The sequence below is a fragment of the Limisphaera sp. VF-2 genome (genome assembly GCF_049537125.1).
Classification (GTDB): domain Bacteria; phylum Verrucomicrobiota; class Verrucomicrobiia; order Limisphaerales; family Limisphaeraceae; genus Limisphaera.
This window is the reverse complement of the sequence record NZ_JBMVQY010000001.1, coordinates 386,929-402,933: the sequence shown is the minus strand read 5'-3', so window position 1 is coordinate 402,933 and position 16,005 is coordinate 386,929. Positions and strand designations below refer to the sequence as shown.

General features: G+C 64.8%; 12 protein-coding genes. 3 read left to right on the top strand and 9 right to left on the bottom strand.

Translation table 11 applies throughout. The features are described from left to right. Positions 1 to 13: 13 nt before the first annotated feature. The 3 genes from ACPDIT_RS01340 to ACPDIT_RS01330 all read right to left on the bottom strand — a co-directional run bounded on the left by ACPDIT_RS01340 (position 14) and on the right by ACPDIT_RS01330 (position 3,956). Positions 14 to 757: a DNRLRE domain-containing protein gene (locus ACPDIT_RS01340; protein WP_423440867.1), complete on the bottom strand. Its 744-nt coding sequence runs from the start codon at positions 755 to 757 to the stop codon at positions 14 to 16. Positions 758 to 1,770: 1,013 nt separating this feature from the next. After that, a complete protein-coding gene (gene hisC / locus ACPDIT_RS01335) occupies positions 1,771 to 2,898 on the bottom strand; it encodes a histidinol-phosphate transaminase (protein ID WP_423440865.1) in 1,128 nt (375 codons plus the stop codon). After that, positions 2,895 to 3,956 (bottom strand): phosphate acyltransferase, encoded by a 1,062-nt coding sequence (locus ACPDIT_RS01330; protein WP_423440863.1) that lies wholly within the window; start codon positions 3,954 to 3,956, stop codon positions 2,895 to 2,897. Before ACPDIT_RS01330 ends, hisC begins: the two co-directional genes overlap by 4 nt. 319 nt (positions 3,957 to 4,275) lie before the next feature. Here ACPDIT_RS01330 and argJ point away from each other — a divergent pair, with 319 nt between their 5' ends. Continuing rightward, the gene (argJ, locus tag ACPDIT_RS01325; RefSeq protein ID WP_423440861.1) at positions 4,276 to 5,589 is read left to right on the top strand and encodes a bifunctional glutamate N-acetyltransferase/amino-acid acetyltransferase ArgJ; all 1,314 of its coding nucleotides are present in this window, start codon (positions 4,276 to 4,278) and stop codon (positions 5,587 to 5,589) included. Between the two features lie 4 nt (positions 5,590 to 5,593). Beyond that, complete coding sequence (locus ACPDIT_RS01320) at positions 5,594 to 6,511, top strand: SMP-30/gluconolactonase/LRE family protein (protein ID WP_423440860.1); 918 nt, start codon at positions 5,594 to 5,596, stop codon at positions 6,509 to 6,511. 1,411 nt (positions 6,512 to 7,922) lie between these two features. Here ACPDIT_RS01320 and rplS read toward each other — a convergent pair. The 5 genes from rplS to ACPDIT_RS01295 all read right to left on the bottom strand — a co-directional run bounded on the left by rplS (position 7,923) and on the right by ACPDIT_RS01295 (position 12,125). Beyond that, positions 7,923 to 8,348, bottom strand: a complete 426-nt coding sequence (gene rplS / locus ACPDIT_RS01315; RefSeq protein WP_423440859.1) for a 50S ribosomal protein L19 — start codon at positions 8,346 to 8,348, stop codon at positions 7,923 to 7,925. 86 nt (positions 8,349 to 8,434) lie between these two features. Further along, complete coding sequence (gene trmD, locus ACPDIT_RS01310) at positions 8,435 to 9,187, bottom strand: tRNA (guanosine(37)-N1)-methyltransferase TrmD (protein ID WP_423440858.1); 753 nt, start codon at positions 9,185 to 9,187, stop codon at positions 8,435 to 8,437. Between the two features lie 33 nt (positions 9,188 to 9,220). Further along, complete coding sequence (locus ACPDIT_RS01305) at positions 9,221 to 9,469, bottom strand: KH domain-containing protein (RefSeq protein ID WP_423440856.1); 249 nt, start codon at positions 9,467 to 9,469, stop codon at positions 9,221 to 9,223. 9 nt (positions 9,470 to 9,478) lie between these two features. After that, positions 9,479 to 9,739: a 30S ribosomal protein S16 gene (rpsP, locus tag ACPDIT_RS01300; RefSeq protein WP_423440854.1), complete on the bottom strand. Its 261-nt coding sequence runs from the start codon at positions 9,737 to 9,739 to the stop codon at positions 9,479 to 9,481. 871 nt (positions 9,740 to 10,610) lie between these two features. Beyond that, positions 10,611 to 12,125 (bottom strand): TolC family protein, encoded by a 1,515-nt coding sequence (locus ACPDIT_RS01295; protein WP_423440853.1) that lies wholly within the window; start codon positions 12,123 to 12,125, stop codon positions 10,611 to 10,613. 932 nt (positions 12,126 to 13,057) lie between these two features. Here ACPDIT_RS01295 and ACPDIT_RS01290 point away from each other — a divergent pair. Further along, the gene (locus ACPDIT_RS01290; protein WP_423440851.1) at positions 13,058 to 14,470 is read left to right on the top strand and encodes a Gfo/Idh/MocA family protein; all 1,413 of its coding nucleotides are present in this window, start codon (positions 13,058 to 13,060) and stop codon (positions 14,468 to 14,470) included. A gap of 256 nt (positions 14,471 to 14,726) precedes the next feature. On the opposite strand, the gene ACPDIT_RS01285 is transcribed toward ACPDIT_RS01290, so the two are convergent. Continuing rightward, positions 14,727 to 15,479 (bottom strand): transporter, encoded by a 753-nt coding sequence (locus ACPDIT_RS01285; protein WP_423440849.1) that lies wholly within the window; start codon positions 15,477 to 15,479, stop codon positions 14,727 to 14,729. Between the last annotated feature and the right edge of the window lie 526 nt (positions 15,480 to 16,005).

The following is a 16,005-nucleotide window of genomic DNA, read 5'->3' as shown; positions in this document are numbered from 1 at the left end:
GAAGCGGTGCGGGCTATCGGAGCCGTCGATGCCATGCCAGGAGCAGCAGCCCGCCCAGGGTCAACAAAGCAGGCATGCTGGGTTCGGGAATCCAGGCCACGGTCAGTTGCGGGCGCGCATCCGGATTGCTGTTCTCGCGCGAGCCAAACGCGAATCCGCGTCCGCCCTCGGTGGTGGCAAAGTCCACGATGAACGTGACCAGCCCGCCGGCGGCCAGCCGGCTGCTGAGAAAACTCACCAGGTTCGGCCCGCCGATGGAGGCGATGCCCGTGGTGTTGTCCGCGACCTCATTGGCTCCGTCCAGATCGGTCACGCGCGTGGTGTCATAGGTGTTGGCGGAAACCCACTCGGAGCCGATCGTGTTGAAGGTCAAGGTCAACTCGTCCCAGGTCTGAGGTGTGTTTCCGGCCACGTCGTTTAGACCCAGGACGCGGAATCGCCCCGTGGTGAGCGTGTCGTTGCGCGTGCCTCCGGCCACCTTGGTGAATCGCAACGTTGCATCGAGCAGTTGCGCGTCCTGCGGCAGCGAGGACAAGTCGAACCGCACGTACGCAAAATAATCGCGCGCCGTACCGTTTCCGTAGAGATCCAGGAATTCTAACGCCCCGTAGTTGACCTCTTGGTTGATCCCGAACCGGACAAAGGTGTCGGCACTGGGAAGAAAGGCATTGGTGGTGGCGGCCTGAGTACGGCAAAGGCCCCAAACAGCCAGCAGCACCGCCCAGGCAATCCTCGGGCTCCGCACAGGTCGTGTCATGGTCTTTTGCATCGTCGTGTGTCGGGTTCGAAACTACGCCAGCTCTGATGTTCCAAAGGTCGAGGACCCATTCAGGTCCCATTTCATTGGGAAGTGTGCCCCATTGGATCTCCGGCTGGCCATGGCCAATTCTGGTCAGGGCGAGCCCTGTGGTTGCGGCCGCGACAGCCGAAGCCTGCTTTGCCCTGGTAGCCCGTATGACGTTCAGCATCACCAGCTTGTGGACGAGCCATGAGTCCGGGGAGCCCTTGGAGGGCGTTTTGCCCGGTGTCCACGCATGGGATTGTCGCATCCATGGGTTGCTTCTAGCGAAGGCGATGCCCGCGGTCCGCCACGCGAGCTTCCTTTCAGAGGTCTGCTCACTCTTTGTCGCGGTTCGAGCCCGCGGTGCGGCCGGGGACTTTGGGAGAACACCGCACGGGCGCAGCTTGCGAAGACCGCGTGGTCAATTGGTCCGCGCCGCTCCGCAATGCCCCGGCAGAGCGCTGGATCCGGTGAGGGCAATCCAGTGGAGCGCGACTGTGCCGGCGTCGGCAGGAGCCGAAGCTGTCGCATGTCCGGGGCGGCACAAGGGCCTCGATGGGACCCGCGGATTTGTTTTCTCGACCCGAAGGTTGAAAAGGTCGTTTTGCCCGCGATGCCATGTTCCATGAGAATCCAGGCTCCTCCTCGCAACGCAGCCACTTTTCCAACAGACTGCCACCCTGCGCACATGGGGCAGGGGAGGTACTCAAGCTGCTTGGTGGCCCCTTGACTGCTGGACGGGCCTGTGCGCGTGCGCATGGATCCGGGGGCCAACCCGGGTCAGAGTCCAAGGCTGTGCCGGGAAACTGCTGGTCACATGCTGTTCGAACTCTTTAACTCCAGACCCGGCTTCGCCGCTGGCTGCCTGCGATGGATTCCGTGCTTCTCTCGCCGCGGCGGCGACAGAGCAATGGCCACGCCCGAAAGTCCCCCTTGCGTCCAAGGAGGCTTCCGAAGAAGGACGATGGTGTCCGGACGAATGGGCCGGCTCAGTCCCTAGTGGTGGCGGCGGACCCGTTGCGCAGCACTTTACGAAGAGCCTCCAGGCATCGAGCGTTTTCTTCCGGCGTGCCCACCGAAATGCGAATCCATTCGGGCAGATCGTACGCGCCCATGGGGCGAACGATGACACCTTGGCGTTGCAGGGCCTCGAAGACCGTGGCGCCGTCCCCGACGCGTACCAGCAAAAAGTTCGCGGCCGAGGGAATGTAAGGGAGACCCAGCTCGCGGCAGCCGGCCTGCAGCTGCTCCAGTCCTTGGCGGTTGTTGCGACGGGTCCGCTGCACATGCTCCTCGTCGTCAAGGGCCGCCAGGGCGGCCACTTGAGCGAGCCGGTTCAAATTGAAGGGTTGCCGGACTTTTTCCAATGCCGCGATCAATGCGGGCACGCCGATTCCGTAGCCCACGCGGAGTCCGGCCAGACCGTAGATCTTGGAAAACGTGCGCAGCAAAAGCAGGTTGGGCCGTGCACCCGTGCGCAGGTCCGGCAGAAAGTCCGGGGGATCCTCGAGGAACTCGATGTATGCCTCGTCCAAAACCACCAAGACGGTGGGCGGAATGGATTCCACGAAGGCCCGCAACTCTGCGGCCGGCGCCCATGTGCCGGTCGGATTGTTCGGGTTGGCCAGAAAGACCACCCGCGTCCGCGGGGTGATCGCTGCGCGCATGGCGGCCAGGTCGTGGGCGTGGTTTCGCGCGGGGACCGTGACAAGGTTGGCTCCGAACATCCGGGTCACCAGCGGATAAACAGCAAAGCAGTACTGGGACACGACCACATCGACCCCGGGTTCGAGGAGAACGTGTCCGATGAATTCGAGTAATTCGTTGGAGCCATTGCCAAAAATCAGGTGCTCGGGGGTCACGCCGAGCTTTGCGGCGAGTCGTTGGCGCAGCGCAAAGGCGTGTCCGTCCGGGTACAGGTGGACGGTCTCCAGGGCCTTTTGCAGTGCCTCCCGCGCGCGGGGCGAGGGACCCAGTGGGTTTTCGTTGGACGCCAGCTTGACAATCCGATCCGGGTCCAACCCGTATTGCCGGGCGACCTCCTCGATCGGGCGGCCCGGCTGATACACGGGCAGATCCTTCAGGTGAGCCAGCAGGAGCAGGGACAGCGAATTCATGAGCGGGTCTCGCCGGGAAGAGAGGCCCCGGCACCGGGATAGAGCACTTGGTAATGAATGGCCTGCACGCCGACAATGGCGGCAGCGCCCAAAATGTCCCAGGCGGTTGAACCCCGGGGCACGTTGGCCGCAGGCCGGTCCAGTCCCAGCAGGACCGGCCCGTACAGCTCGGCGCGGGCCACGTGATGCAGCAACCGCGCGGCAATGTGGCCGGAGTTCAACTCCGGAAAGATCAGGACATTGGCCGGGCCGGGCAGGGCCAGGTCCGGACACTTGCGTCGGCCCAGCTCGGGCATCAGAGCGGCATCGACCTGCAATTCCCCGTCAATGGCTGCCTCCAGTTGTTGCTCGCGCGCCTTCTGCCGTGCCAGCGCCGTCGCGGCCTGGACGCGTCCGACCGACTCGTGCTGGGCGCTGCCCTTGGTGGAAAACGACAGCAGGGCCACGCGAGGTCTGGTGCCGAGCAGATGGCGCGCCAGCCGGGCCGTGGAGACGGCGATCTCGGCCAGCTCCTCCACGGTCGGTTCGGGGATGACTGCGCAATCGGCCAGAAAGAGCACGCCCTCCTCGCCGAAACGCGGATTCTCCAGCTCCAGGACCGCACAGCCCGCCACGGTTTTTGTGCCCGGGGCATGGCCCACGATCTGGAACAGGGGCCGCAGCACGCTGGCAATGGTATGAGCCGCGCCACTGACCAGGCCGTCGGCATGATGCATGGCCAGCATCATCGCCGCGAAGTAGTTGGGTTGCAGCATCGCCTCGCGCGCCTCGGCGTCCTGGAGGCCCTGGGCACGGCGCAGGCGATTGTAGCGAACGACGAAGTTTTCCAGGTCGTCGCTTTCGGCCGGGTCCAGTACGCGGATGCCGTCCAGCGAAAGTTGATGCTCCAGAGCCACCTGCTGGATCCGGGCGCGATTCCCCAACACGATGGGAGCACCCAGCCGCAACGCATAGAACTGGCGAGCCGCCTGAAGCACCGACGGCTCGGTGCCTTCCGGAAAGACAATGCGCTTGGGATGTCGCTGCAGCTTTTCGATCAGGCTGGCGATGAAACGCATGGGGCTCAACTATCCGAGGCACCGGCAAAATGCAATCGGCAAACGCGGCCGCTGCTGCGTGCGGGGCCATGGTTCCAGTCCCCCCGGCAGAAGTTTAAGGCAGCTTCCTGCAGCGAGGCTGCCGACCAAGACGGCGCTTGCAGGGATGACCATCATTGCCGTTTACTGCCGCTGCCGCACGGCGCAGAGGGGCGGCCCCCGGTTTCGCGCACCCCGGAGATTCTCGAGCTCCGGCCCATGGAACGCGCGGGACAAAAACGGGAAACGGATCCCGTCCCGGCAATGTCCGTGCGTGCCGTTTCCAGGCTGCTTGGCGATCATGCGTCAGATTGAAGGGTCCATCGTTGCGCCGCAGGGTTATCGGGCGGCGGGAGTGTTTTGCGACATCAAACGACTGGGCACGGGCAAGGGCTCGGATCGCGGGCCGAAGCGCGACCTGGCACTCATCGTTTCGGACAGGTTGGCCGTGGTGGCGGGCATGTTCACCACCAACCAGGTTTGCGCAGCACCGGTGAAGTGGTGCCGGGAAGTGGTCCGACGCGGACGCGCGCAGGCCATCGTGGCCAACTCCGGTAATGCCAACGCCTGTACGGGGCCGCAGGGCCTTCGCGACGCCCGGGCGATGGCCCGGGAGGCGGGTCGAGCCCTCGGGCTGCAACCCGAACACGTGTTGGTGGCCAGCACCGGGCGCATTGGTGTGCCGCTGCCTATGGCCAACGTTCGCTCCGGCATCCGGCAGGCGGCCGGGATGTTGAGCAGCGAGTTGGCTGCCGCGGCGGCGGCGGCGGAAGCCATCATGACGAGTGACACCCGGCCCAAGCAGGTGGCGTTTGAGTTCGAAGTGGGAAGGCGCGTGGTGCGATTGGGCGGCATCGCCAAAGGGGCCGGAATGATTCATCCGGGAATGAGTCCCACGGGACGTCGCCCGGCCTCGCGCCCCCGGCACGCCACCATGTTGGCGTTTCTCACCACCGATGCCGCAGTGGAACGGACCGCACTTCAGTCGGCGTTAACCGAGGCCGTGGCGGCCAGTTTCAACCGCATCACCGTGGACGGAGACATGAGCACCAATGACACGGTCCTGTTGCTGGCCAATGGCTGTGCCGGCCACGAACCTTTGCGGCGAGGGGACCGGGCGTTTGCCCGGTTCGAGGCCGTGTTGGCCGAAGCGTGTCTGCAATTGGCCAGGATGATCGTCCGGGATGGCGAGGGCGTCCACCGCGTCGTCACCGTGCGTGTGTTCGGGGCGCGGACCCCCGCCGAGGCCGATGCCGCGGCCCGGGCCGTGGCCAACAGTGCCCTGGTCAAGACCAGTTGGCATGGCGGCGACCCGAACTGGGGTCGGGTCATGGACGCCCTGGGCTACAGCGCCGCACGCGTGCAAGAGGACAAAGTGGATATCGGATACGCCCCGCCCGGTGGCAAGGTCACCGTCTGGAGCGTGCGCCGTGGTCGGCCGACGGGCGTGCCGTTTGCCCGTCTTTGCGAGGCGGTGGCACCCGCGGAGTTCGAGCTCCACATCCGACTCAACCTGGGGCGGGCCGGGGCCGTGCTTTATGCCGCGGACTTGACCGAAACCTACGTAGAGTTTAACAAGGGCAACGTGAACGACCCCTCCAGTCTGGGCGGCTGAGTTTATGAAGACCTCCCTCGACCTCCTTGTCCTGCTCTCTCTGAGTCTGGCGGCGATCACCCGGGCAGAAACCAACGATTCCCTTGCTCGGGTTCTGGCGCCCGAAGCCACGGTCCAAAAGCTCGCCGGCGGCTTCAAATTCACCGAGGGCCCCACTTCCGACGCATCCGGCAACGTCTATTTCACCGACCAGCCCAACGACAGGATCATGAAATGGAGTGTGGACGGGCAACTGACCACCTTCCTGCAGCCGGCGGGTCGTGCCAATGGAATGTGTTTCGACCGGCAGGGCCGGTTGATCGCCTGCGCGGATGAAACCAACGCCCTCTGGCGCATCGACGTTGACCGTCGGACGGTGACCGTCCTGGCCTGGCAGTACGAAGGTCGGCCCCTCAATGGTCCCAATGACGTCTGGGTGGCGCCCAACGGCGATCTCTACTTCACCGACCCGTACTACCAGAGACCGTGGTGGAAACACAAGGAACCCCCTCAACGTGGCCAGCATGTGTACCGCCTGAGCGCCGACGGCCAAAGGTTGACCCGGGTGGCCGACGACCTCCAACAGCCCAACGGCATCACCGGCTCCCCCGACGGCAAAACCCTTTACGTGGCCGACATCCGGGCCGGACGTACCTACGCGTACGACATCCAGCCCGACGGCTCGCTGACCAACAAGCGTCTCTTCTGCGAGGCCGGCTCGGATGGAATGACAATCGATGCAGCCGGAAACCTTTATCTGACCGGTCGGGGGGTGCTCGTCTTCGACCGAACCGGCAAGCGCCTCGGGACCATCGAAGTGCCCGAGAACTGGACCGCCAACGTGGCGTTCGGTGGCCCGGACCGCCGCACGCTTTTCATCACCGCCAGCACGGGACTCTACTCCATCCGCACGCGCTTCCCCGGCGCCAATCCGGGCAAGTAAAGCCTCCGCGGCGCGGAGGCGCATGGGTTGCAGCCTCGGACCGGCCTCATCGGGAGCAGGTGAATGCGACCACCGCTTCTCGGGGCGCGAGACACCCTCCGACCGTTCCCCACCGGGCGCATTTCCCCTTTTGAGCCTCAGATTTGAGGGTCCGAAGGGAACGCCGTGATCCCTCAGTTACCCGGTGGCGCGCATGTTCAAAACCCCGCTGGGTCTTGGACAAGCGTCGCAAAGCCTCGAAAGTGGGCCGGACAGCGGATCGAGGGGTCTGAGGCCCTGCTTGCGGCACGCTGCAAGCGACCCGCTTCCAACACGGCCCCCTGCACAATCTTTCCCGGCCATCCTGCCGAGGGTCGGAGAGGTGTTCACGCCCAGGGGGTGCCGTGGGCTTGCCCCAACGGGGCGAGCATTCGCCAGCCCAGGGCAACGCCCCGGGTAATCGGGTCCACGTGAATCATTCCGCCCTGAAGGGGCGGGATTCGGGTATGGCGTCCGGCCCTCGCGATGGAGGTCCACGGGTTGTGCCATTTCAGGACGCAGTGGTTTCTTGCGAGCCGAATCCGCGGGGCGTTGCCCCCGGCTGACGAATTGAATGTGCCTTTGTCGCCCCGTCTTTCCGAGGCCCCCCGCGAGCCGGTGGCTGGGATGCGCCTCTGGCGCGGGGCTTGCCCCGTGTGGTCCGTCAATAACCTATTTGGGCACTGGCAAGCCCGGACTGCCCGCGCGCCGCAGGGGACAATACTTCAAAGCAGCCCCGGGCAAATCCAGTTCCTCCAAACGCATCGAAGATCGAAAGGGTTTCGCGCCCTCGGGGCGTCGAAGGTTTGCTCCAGCGAGGTGCGGAGGCGCCGGCTCAGGACACGGGCCCAGCCCGAAACCCCATTGCGCAATACGGAATCCATGGCTCTACCGCCGACGCGCTGGATCCGCCCCAACGGGGCGGGATTCATCAGCCCAGGGCAACCCCTGGGTCACCCGGGTTCCGCAATTCACCCCGCCCTGAAGGGGCGGAACTCGAGTGTGACAGGCCCGGCCTTGACGATGGCGGTCATCGAGTTGCGCCCTTTCAGGGCGCAGCAGCTTCTTGCGGGCCCAAAGCCCGGGGCGATGCCCCGGGCTGAGGAATGGATGCGCCCGTGCGGAACCGGGGACAGCACAGCGGCGCATCTCCGTTTTGGAGCTCCGGATGCGAGAATCCAATACAAGGCCCTTCGCGCTCGGCCTTGCCGTGTCAGGCACGTCCCAGATTTCGCCCAGCTTTCGAGCGATGTCCAAAAACGGAAACGCGCCGCTTCCCACCTCTTTTCCCGAGAGGGAGCCGGTGGACAAGGAGAGGTCACCTCCGGGAACTCCCGGCCCGGAAGGGGCGGGTGCCCTTCGGCTGCTCCTCAACCCCGCAAACCAGAGGATTTCAAGCCGACGCGCTCTTGGAAGACTCGGCCTCGCCCGGGGAAGTCGAACCGGCTTTTGCGGCCGTTTCCTTGGCGCTTTCCTTTTCCCGCACCAACAGGGCGCTCTTGCCCACGCGTTTGCGGAGATAGGTCAGCTTGGCGCGTCGAACTTTTCCGCGGCGTTCGACCTCGATCTTCTCGATGCGCGGCGAATGCAGCGGGAAGACCCGTTCGACGCCCTCGCCATAGCTGATGCGCCGGACGGTAAAGGTCTCGTTGATCCCTCGGCCCCGGCGGGCGATGACCACGCCGGTGAAGACCTGAATTCGTTCCTTGTCGCCCTCGACGACGCGGGTGTGCACCCGCACCGTGTCGCCCACGGCGAAGTCCGGTTTGTCCTTGCGGAAATGCTCCGCTTCGATTTTGTCAAGCAGTGCCTGGTTCATGGTAGCTCACTCGTGCATTAGACTTCTCAGGCGCGGAGACCGGTCAACCGGGGACGGCGCCCACGGACCGCACTCGATGGGCCTGCTCAGCCGGGATTTTCGGCTGCCCCTTGAGAACCCGTACGGGTTCGGGAGCTGTCACCGGCTGCGTGTTCTGCCAGCCATCGTGCCCAGAGATCGGGCCTTCGTTCCGCGGTACGGCGCCGGGCCTGTTCCGCTCGCCACTGCGCGATGGCCGCGTGATTCCCGGACAACAGCACCTCGGGCACCTTCATGCCACGAAACTCGGCCGGTCGCGTATATTGAGGGTACTCGAGCAGGCCCTGGCTGAAGGATTCGTCCAGGGCACTGGCTTCATCCCCGAGAACCCCGGGCAGCAGGCGCGTGACGGCATCGATGATGACCATCGCGGGTAGGGCGCCATTGGTCAGTACGTAATCGCCGATGGACAGTTCGTCGTCCACCAGCGCCTGCCGAATGCGTTCGTCCACGCCTTCGTAGCTGCCGCAGATCAGCAACAGTCGCGGCCGCTGCGCCAGTTCCCGCGCGATGCCCTGATGGAACACGCGGCCGGCCGGGGACAGCAGGATCACCCAGGGCGGCTCTCCCTCGGCCTTCAAGGTCTCCACGGCTTCAAAGATCGGTTCGGGCTTCAGGACCATGCCTGGCCCGCCGCCAAAAGGGCGGTCATCCACTGTGCGGTGCCGGTCATGGGTGAAGTCCCGCAGATTGTGAATCCGCAGGTCCAGCTTCCCCGTGGCCCGGGCCCGCTTCAAAATGCTCTCGTCCATCGGGCCGGTGAACATGCCCGGGAACAACGTCAGCACATCGATGCGCATGGTTGTGTCCCGGCTCCCCGCGGCCCGGGAGGCTCACCCTCCGGTGGGAGGGGCCTCGCTGATTTCCACCGCACACCGCAGGCCGCGCTTGCCGCTGCCGGCCTGCAGCAGCGAACGGATCGCGTTGATGGTTACGCCGTTTTTGCCAATGACCTTCCCCATGTCGACCGGGTCCACGGTCACTTCGTACACCGTGGTACCGGCCCGCTTGACCGGGTGAATGGTCACGGCCTCCGGCCGCGAGACCAACCCCTTGATCACATATTCAAGGAATTCCTGCATGGGCCTCCATCAGCCCTGCGCAACCTGCGCCGCCTTGTGCCGCAGACGGCGGATGAAGCTGGCCACCGTGTCCGTGGGTTGAGCCCCGCGGCTCAACCAGTAGTCCACCCGTGCCAGGTCCAGCTTCACGTTGTCCCCCTTCTGAAGAGGGTTGTAGGTGCCAATCTCTTCCAGGCACTTGCCGTCCCGACGGCTGCGGCTGCCCGCCACCACAATCCGATAGGCGGGTTTGTTCTTGGCCCCAATGCGCTTTAACCGGATTCTTACCATAACCAAAAGCCTTCCCCACAACGTCCGAATCCAGGCCCTCGGCCCGGATCCCTCATCCTTTGGGTTTAAGGGCCGGGCACCATAGCGTGAGCGCCTCCCGGTGGCAAGCCTTGTTTTTGGAGGCTTCGCAACGCAGTTGCCCATGCTTTCTCAGCCCGGGACTTGCAAGGATCCCAAGGGGGTGACCTTTCCCCCGGCCTTCCCGGGCCGAAGGACGCCCGGAATTCCGCCCGGCTTTCGAGGTTGTCCGGAGCCCAAAGTACAGCGGACAGCGGGACTCCGACGTAAGGGCCCCAGCCCAGCGACACGCTACAAGCGGCAATTCGCCAAGGCAGCCCCGGCAGTCCATTGCCCCCCAAACCCATGGAGGATCGAAAAGGTCTCGCGTTTTCGGCGCGCTGGAGGTTTGCCCCAGCGAGGTGCGGAGGCGCCGGCTCAAGACACGGGCCCAGCCCGAAACCCCATTGCGCAATCCCGAACCCACGGCTCTATCGTAGACGCGCTGGATCCGCCCCAACGGGGCGGGCATTCGCCAGCCCAGGGCAACGCCCTGGGTGACCGGGTCCGCGCAATTCATCCCGCCCTGAAGGGGTCGAACTCGAGTGTGACAGGCCCGGCCTTGACGATGGGGTCATCGAGTTGCGTCCTTTCAGGGGACGGCGGGTTTTGGGGTCCGACTGCCAGGGCGTTGCCCGGCACTGACGAACAGATGTGCCTTCGACGCGCCCTGGATCCATCCCGTCAGGGTGGGGAATTCACCGGCCCGCGGCTTTGCTTGCGCGGCTGTAAAGCATGTTAAGCGGCGCAAACGGTTGCGCCTTCGGTGCGTCGGGTGTCCGCCCTGTTGGGGCAGCAATTCACCAGCCCGGGACTACTTGAATTCCAATGTAATCCCGTGCCGTTCGAGCGTGCTCCCTTCGGCCTGGGCCAGCAGCGCCAACGAACGACGGTACTGCACCAGGGCGCTGATCTCGTCGGCGCGGGCGGCCGTCAAATCCCGCTGGAGTCGCAGCACGACGAAACTGGTGCTCTTGCCGCTTTCCAGCTTTTTCTGCTCTGCGGCCAGCGCGGCTTCGGCATATGCCCGGGCTTCGCGGGTGGCCGCCACCCGTTCATAATTGGCCTGGGCCAGCTTCACCGCGTTGTCGATCTCGATCATGATGTCCTGCTCCAGCTTTTTGAGGGCCAGAAGTCGCTGTTCGTACTGGGCCTTGCTGGCGCGGTAGGCGTTCAGCGCCGAGCGATTTCCCAGCGGATAACTGATCTGGCCGCCGACAAACCAACGGGGTTGATCGCGCTCGGCGATGTCGCCGAACACGCCACTGAACTCGGCTGTGGACCCGGCATAACCACCCCCCACGCGCAAATCGACCTGGGGGTAGAGCTGATTGCGGTTGATTTTGACCTGGTAGCCCTGTTGTTCCAGATCCAACTGGGCCTGCAGGAAATCCGGTCGCAGACTCAACCCTTTGGCCCAGCTATCCTGCACGTCCAAAACGGGCGGAGGTGCGTCCAGTTCGGCCGAGGGCTCCAGCCGGACGTGCGCCCAAGTGGCAAAATCGTCCGTGAGAAGTTGCTTCAGATTGTTTTCCAGAACCGCCAGATTGCGCTGCGCCGCAATCAGGTCGGCCCGGCGCGCCGCCACGTCGGCTTCGGCCTGTTTTTCGTCGAGTGGAGCCAGGGCGCCGACTTCGACGCGTTTGCGGTTTTCGGCCAGGAGTTGTTCGGCCAGTTGGAGGGCTGCCTGTTGAACGCGAACGTTTTCGTACGCGGCTTTCAGATCGTAGTAGGCCAGTTCGACGCGCGTGGCCAGGTCGATCATGCGGGCCCGCAGACCCTGCTCGCTCCACTTGAGGCGGTTCTTGAGAATTTGGATTCGGAGCCGGGTCGGGTTGTACCAGAAGTCCCGCAGCAGGGGCTGGGTCACGCTGATGTCCACCGACCCGCTGCTGTCTGAAAAGGGGAATTCCACAATGCTGTTGCCCGGACCCAGCCCATAGCGAATTCCATCCGTATCGCGTGCGCTGAGACTGATATTGTAGAGGGTTCCCCAGGGCAACTGACCGCTCAATCCGCTGCTGATGCTGTTGACCTCAAGCTCGCGGCCGGGAAGGGTGAATGTGCCTTCCAAGAGCGTTTCGCCGGCCTTGTTGTAATCATGCTGGACCGAGGACCGGAAGACCGGGTCGTAGGCACCGTAGCCCGACCGCAGGTTGAAGAGGGCCAGCTCGGGGTTGTAGTGTTCGATGCGCAGCTCGAGGTTGTACTCCAGACACTGCTGAATGCAGTCGGTCAACGACCAGCGGCGCAACTCCACCCGGGCTTCCTGGCCCGTCACCATCAGAAACGTTGAGAACACCCCGGCGATGATCCACCTCGTTTTCATCGGACGCCCAGCTTGCGCCAAACCCCGCCGGCGCGTCAAAAGCAAATGCTTCCGGTGTTGGGCCAATGGCGCATTTCGTCAGTTGAGCTCCGAAGTCGGGAATCCAAAGGAAATGCCACCGCCCTTCGGCTTTCCCGTACTCCGGACGACCGGGGTTTGCGCCGGTCCTTCGGAGGTCTCCAAAACTTGAAATGCGCCGGAGCGCGAATCCGCGGCGTTGGTGGCCCTGCCTGCGCCAACGCTGCGAGGGAGGATCCTCCGAAGAAGCTGTTGCGTCTTGATTCTTGCGCAACCCATCAAGCATCGGAAGGGTTTCGCTCCGGGCACGCCGTGGGTTTGCCACCACGGGGTGCGAATGAACCAGCCCAAGGCAAGGCCCGCGGCGACCGGGTTGCCTCGACCCCGGGTGAATGTTTGCGCCTCCAGCGCGGTGTATCGCTGCCCCATCGGGGCCCGAGTTCAACAACGCTGGCCAACGCCCTGGGCAATCGGGTTTGCGCATTTCCTCCCGCCCGAAGGGCGCCTTTCGACAGGACAGGCCCGGCCCGCGCGATTCGTGTCCTCGGGTTTCGCCCTTTCAGGGCGCGGCGGGTTCTGATGGCCGGCTCCGGAGGCGTTGCCCCGGACTGGTGGATAGGATGCGCCTTCGCAGCGGACGTGGCCTCGTGGGAGCCGGGGACAGCAGAGGGAACAGTTCCGTTTTTGAGCCCGGATGCAAGCGACAATGCCCTTTTCGCCGGCCCTGCCGCGCCGGGGACACCCGGCATTCCGCCGGGCTTTCGCGCGAGCCCGAAACCTGAAATGCGATCCCCTCCGCGCGGCCCGGGAATTCTCCATTGCGTCTCTCGCGCGCGGCGCTAGCTTGGTTGCACGAGGCGGCCCAACCAGTCGCCCGGGCCGCGTCGCCAGCAACCAGGAACCATGTCCCAACCATGAAAGACCCGAACGCACGCAAACTCAGTCGTCGTCGTTTCCTCCAGCAGAGTGTCGTGGCCACCGGCTTGATGATCCTTCCGGCCCGGGTGTTGGGGCGGGACGGCGGCCCCTCGGCGAACAACCGACTCAACATCGCCGGCATCGGCGTGGGAGGCCAGGGCGCCGCGGATCTGCGTCAAATGGAGTCCGAGAACATCGTGGCCTTGTGCGACGTGGACTGGAGCCACGCGGCCGGTACGTTCAAGCGGTATCCGAATGCCCGCCGCTTCAAGGACTACCGAAGAATGCTGGACGAGGTGAAGGAGATCGACGCGGTGGTGGTGGCGACACCGGATCATCATCATGCGTTTGCCGCCATGGAGGCCATCCGCCGCGGCAAGCACGTGTACTGCGAGAAACCCCTCACGCATTCGGTGTGGGAGGCGCGGCGTCTGGCGGAGGCGGCGCGCGAGGCCAAGGTCGTCACGCAGATGGGCAACCAGGGCCAGGCGTCGGAGGAAACCCGGCTGCTCTGCGAGGCGGTCTGGGCCGGCGCCATCGGGCGGGTCCGCGAGGTTCACATTTGGACGGACCGCCCTTCGCGCGGACTGTTCGACGAATACTGGCCCCAGGGCGTGGATCGGCCCAAAGAGTCGCCACCCGTGCCTGAGACGCTGGATTGGGACCTTTGGTTGGGTCCCGCGCCGGCACGGCCCTACCATCCCGTCTACGCCCCCTTCCGGTGGCGGGGCTGGTGGGATTTCGGAACCGGCGCCCTGGGCGACATCGGCTGCCACGCGTTCGACCCGGTGTTTCGCGCGCTGAAACTGGGTGCACCCCTCACCGTGCAGGGCTCCTCCACCCGCGTGAACGCGGAAACATTCCCCCTGGGCTCCATGGTCACCTACCACTTCCCCGCACGGGATGCTTCCGTGCAGGCCAACAACCCCCACATCCGGGGTCTGAGCGGGCCGGGCGCCGGTGGGATTCCCATGCCGCCGTGTAAACTGGTCTGGTACGACGGCGGCCTCCGTCCGCCCCGACCCGAAGGTTTGCCGGACGGCCGGCTGATGGGCGACAATGGGCGACTGCTGATCGGCGACGAGGGATTCATTCTCGGCAACACCATCTACCCGGAATCCCGGGCGAAAGAAGTCGGTCCCATTCCCAAGACCATCCCGCGCTCGCCGGGCCATTACATGGAATGGATCCAGGCCTGCAAAGGCGGGCCCCCGCCGGGATCGAACTTCGATTGGGCCGGACCGCTCACCGAGACGGTCTTGCTCGGCAACATCCCGCTGCGCGTGCAACTGCGCGAGGATCTTACCCGGTTTACCCTCCGGTGGGACCCGGTGGCCTTCAAGTTCACCAATCTCGAAGAGGCCAACGCCTTTCTGCGGCGCGAATACCGACCCGGGTGGAACCTGTAGTCCCACGAGGGCGAGTTACGGCTTGAGGCCCCCCAGCGTTTGCAGACGCGGGTGTGGACGCGACGCACGCCTGCGTGGCCTCAGCGGACGACCCCCGTGGCGAGCTCTTGCCTGAGACGGTTCGCCGGTCGGCGTCCTTTCTACGACGTCGGACCTCCCATTGCGAACTGCTGCAGGCCGGTTGGGCACCGATGGAATGCGACGCGCGCCGCATCCCGGGCATGGCGTGGAAGGATGCGGCACGGCGGCCCCTGCTTCAGCGGGGCCGCCACAGCAGGTGTTCCACGGAAAGATACAAGAACACGCCGTAGTCCGGAGCAGATCCCGTCAGACCGACCGGCGCCGCCAATCCGAAGACGACCTGCATGTTTTCTGACGGGTTCAGGGCACACCGAATCCCCGGCGAGATCCAGGAAATCCACTCATGACGGCGCTGCCCTGCCGCATTGAGTCCATGCTCCCAAAGGCCCACCCATTCGAGGAGCACGTGCAGGTCGCGATGCAGAGCGTAATTGAGCGCCGCAGCCAGAGTGTAATGCACCAGGTCGCGGTCCCGGGCGGAGGCCGCGTCCGGCAGGGCGGTCAATCCGGCGTTGGCATGCAAAAAGGCGTTCTCCCCAAGGAGCGTGCTGAACGGGAGGTTGAACTCGGCCCCCACGGTCTCCTCGCCCAGATCCCGGTCTGCGTCGCCCGTCGGCAGGATGACACTCGCCCGGGGAGCCAGGGCGGTGTACCGGTCGGGGCTCAGCCAGACTTGACGGCGATAATGAATCATGATGTCTCCCCAACCATCGATCCACCGACCCTGTTCGCGGCGAAACAGGTAGGGAAGCGTGTAACTCAATTGATGATCCTGGCCGTGGATCGGCCATTCCTGGGTGAAAGCGAGGTGCCAGAGCTGAACATCCGGCCCTGCTGCGCGATCCACTTGGTAATTGCCCGTGGTGATGTGTTGGACCACGCCGGGTTCCTGGTTGTAGGCTTCTTCGACAAAAAAGGAGTTGTCCATGATGCCCGTGGCACGGGGTTCCCCGGCCGGGAGCACACCCGGACCAGCAGTAAGAGCCATCACCAACCCGGCCAGAGCCCGAACTCGCTGAAGCGCCGCTTTTCGGGAACCCGTGCCTCTCGGGCGCCGCGCCGGTGCGTTCAGGGTTCCCAGACCTGACTGCTCTCGGCCCGCCCTGCAGGAACCAATCCCGGGTTCTCTCCGGCGATGGAAGGCGCGGTCCCTCTTCGGATCAGGGTTGCTCCTCTCGCGCATACGTCATGGTCCTTCGTGTGAACTTTTGTGGGTGCTGCACCAGCCCCCACATCCGGCGCCGTGTAACTCCCTTGCCGCGCCGCCTCTCCCCGCCCCAACCGTGCGCGTCGTGGACAGCGACGCGGCGGCATCTTAAAGACCCCGGGTTCCTGTCGCAACCGTGGCGGAAGCCGGGTTCCGAGCCATGCCCGCACAGCTCTGCGGCGGCTGCGAACCCCCACTCGGTAGCCGCCGACGAAAGGCGGCGGAAAGTCCCCCTGGGGGTATCTGC

What these genes read in the sequence shown, in the direction of transcription:
- ACPDIT_RS01290 (WP_423440851.1), top strand. Translation starts at nt 13,058, where the DNA reads ATGAAAGACCCGAACGCACGCAAACTCAGTCGTCGTCGTTTCCTCCAG.
- ACPDIT_RS01340 (WP_423440867.1), bottom strand. Translation starts at nt 757, where the DNA reads ATGACACGACCTGTGCGGAGCCCGAGGATTGCCTGGGCGGTGCTGCTG.
- ACPDIT_RS01285 (WP_423440849.1), bottom strand. Translation starts at nt 15,479, where the DNA reads ATGGACAACTCCTTTTTTGTCGAAGAAGCCTACAACCAGGAACCCGGC.
- rplS (WP_423440859.1), bottom strand. Translation starts at nt 8,348, where the DNA reads ATGAACCAGGCACTGCTTGACAAAATCGAAGCGGAGCATTTCCGCAAG.
- ACPDIT_RS01330 (WP_423440863.1), bottom strand. Translation starts at nt 3,956, where the DNA reads ATGCGTTTCATCGCCAGCCTGATCGAAAAGCTGCAGCGACATCCCAAG.
- rpsP (WP_423440854.1), bottom strand. Translation starts at nt 9,739, where the DNA reads ATGGTAAGAATCCGGTTAAAGCGCATTGGGGCCAAGAACAAACCCGCC.
- hisC (WP_423440865.1), bottom strand. Translation starts at nt 2,898, where the DNA reads ATGAATTCGCTGTCCCTGCTCCTGCTGGCTCACCTGAAGGATCTGCCC.
- trmD (WP_423440858.1), bottom strand. Translation starts at nt 9,187, where the DNA reads ATGCGCATCGATGTGCTGACGTTGTTCCCGGGCATGTTCACCGGCCCG.
- ACPDIT_RS01295 (WP_423440853.1), bottom strand. Translation starts at nt 12,125, where the DNA reads ATGAAAACGAGGTGGATCATCGCCGGGGTGTTCTCAACGTTTCTGATG.
- ACPDIT_RS01320 (WP_423440860.1), top strand. Translation starts at nt 5,594, where the DNA reads ATGAAGACCTCCCTCGACCTCCTTGTCCTGCTCTCTCTGAGTCTGGCG.
- argJ (WP_423440861.1), top strand. Translation starts at nt 4,276, where the DNA reads ATGCGTCAGATTGAAGGGTCCATCGTTGCGCCGCAGGGTTATCGGGCG.
- ACPDIT_RS01305 (WP_423440856.1), bottom strand. Translation starts at nt 9,469, where the DNA reads ATGCAGGAATTCCTTGAATATGTGATCAAGGGGTTGGTCTCGCGGCCG.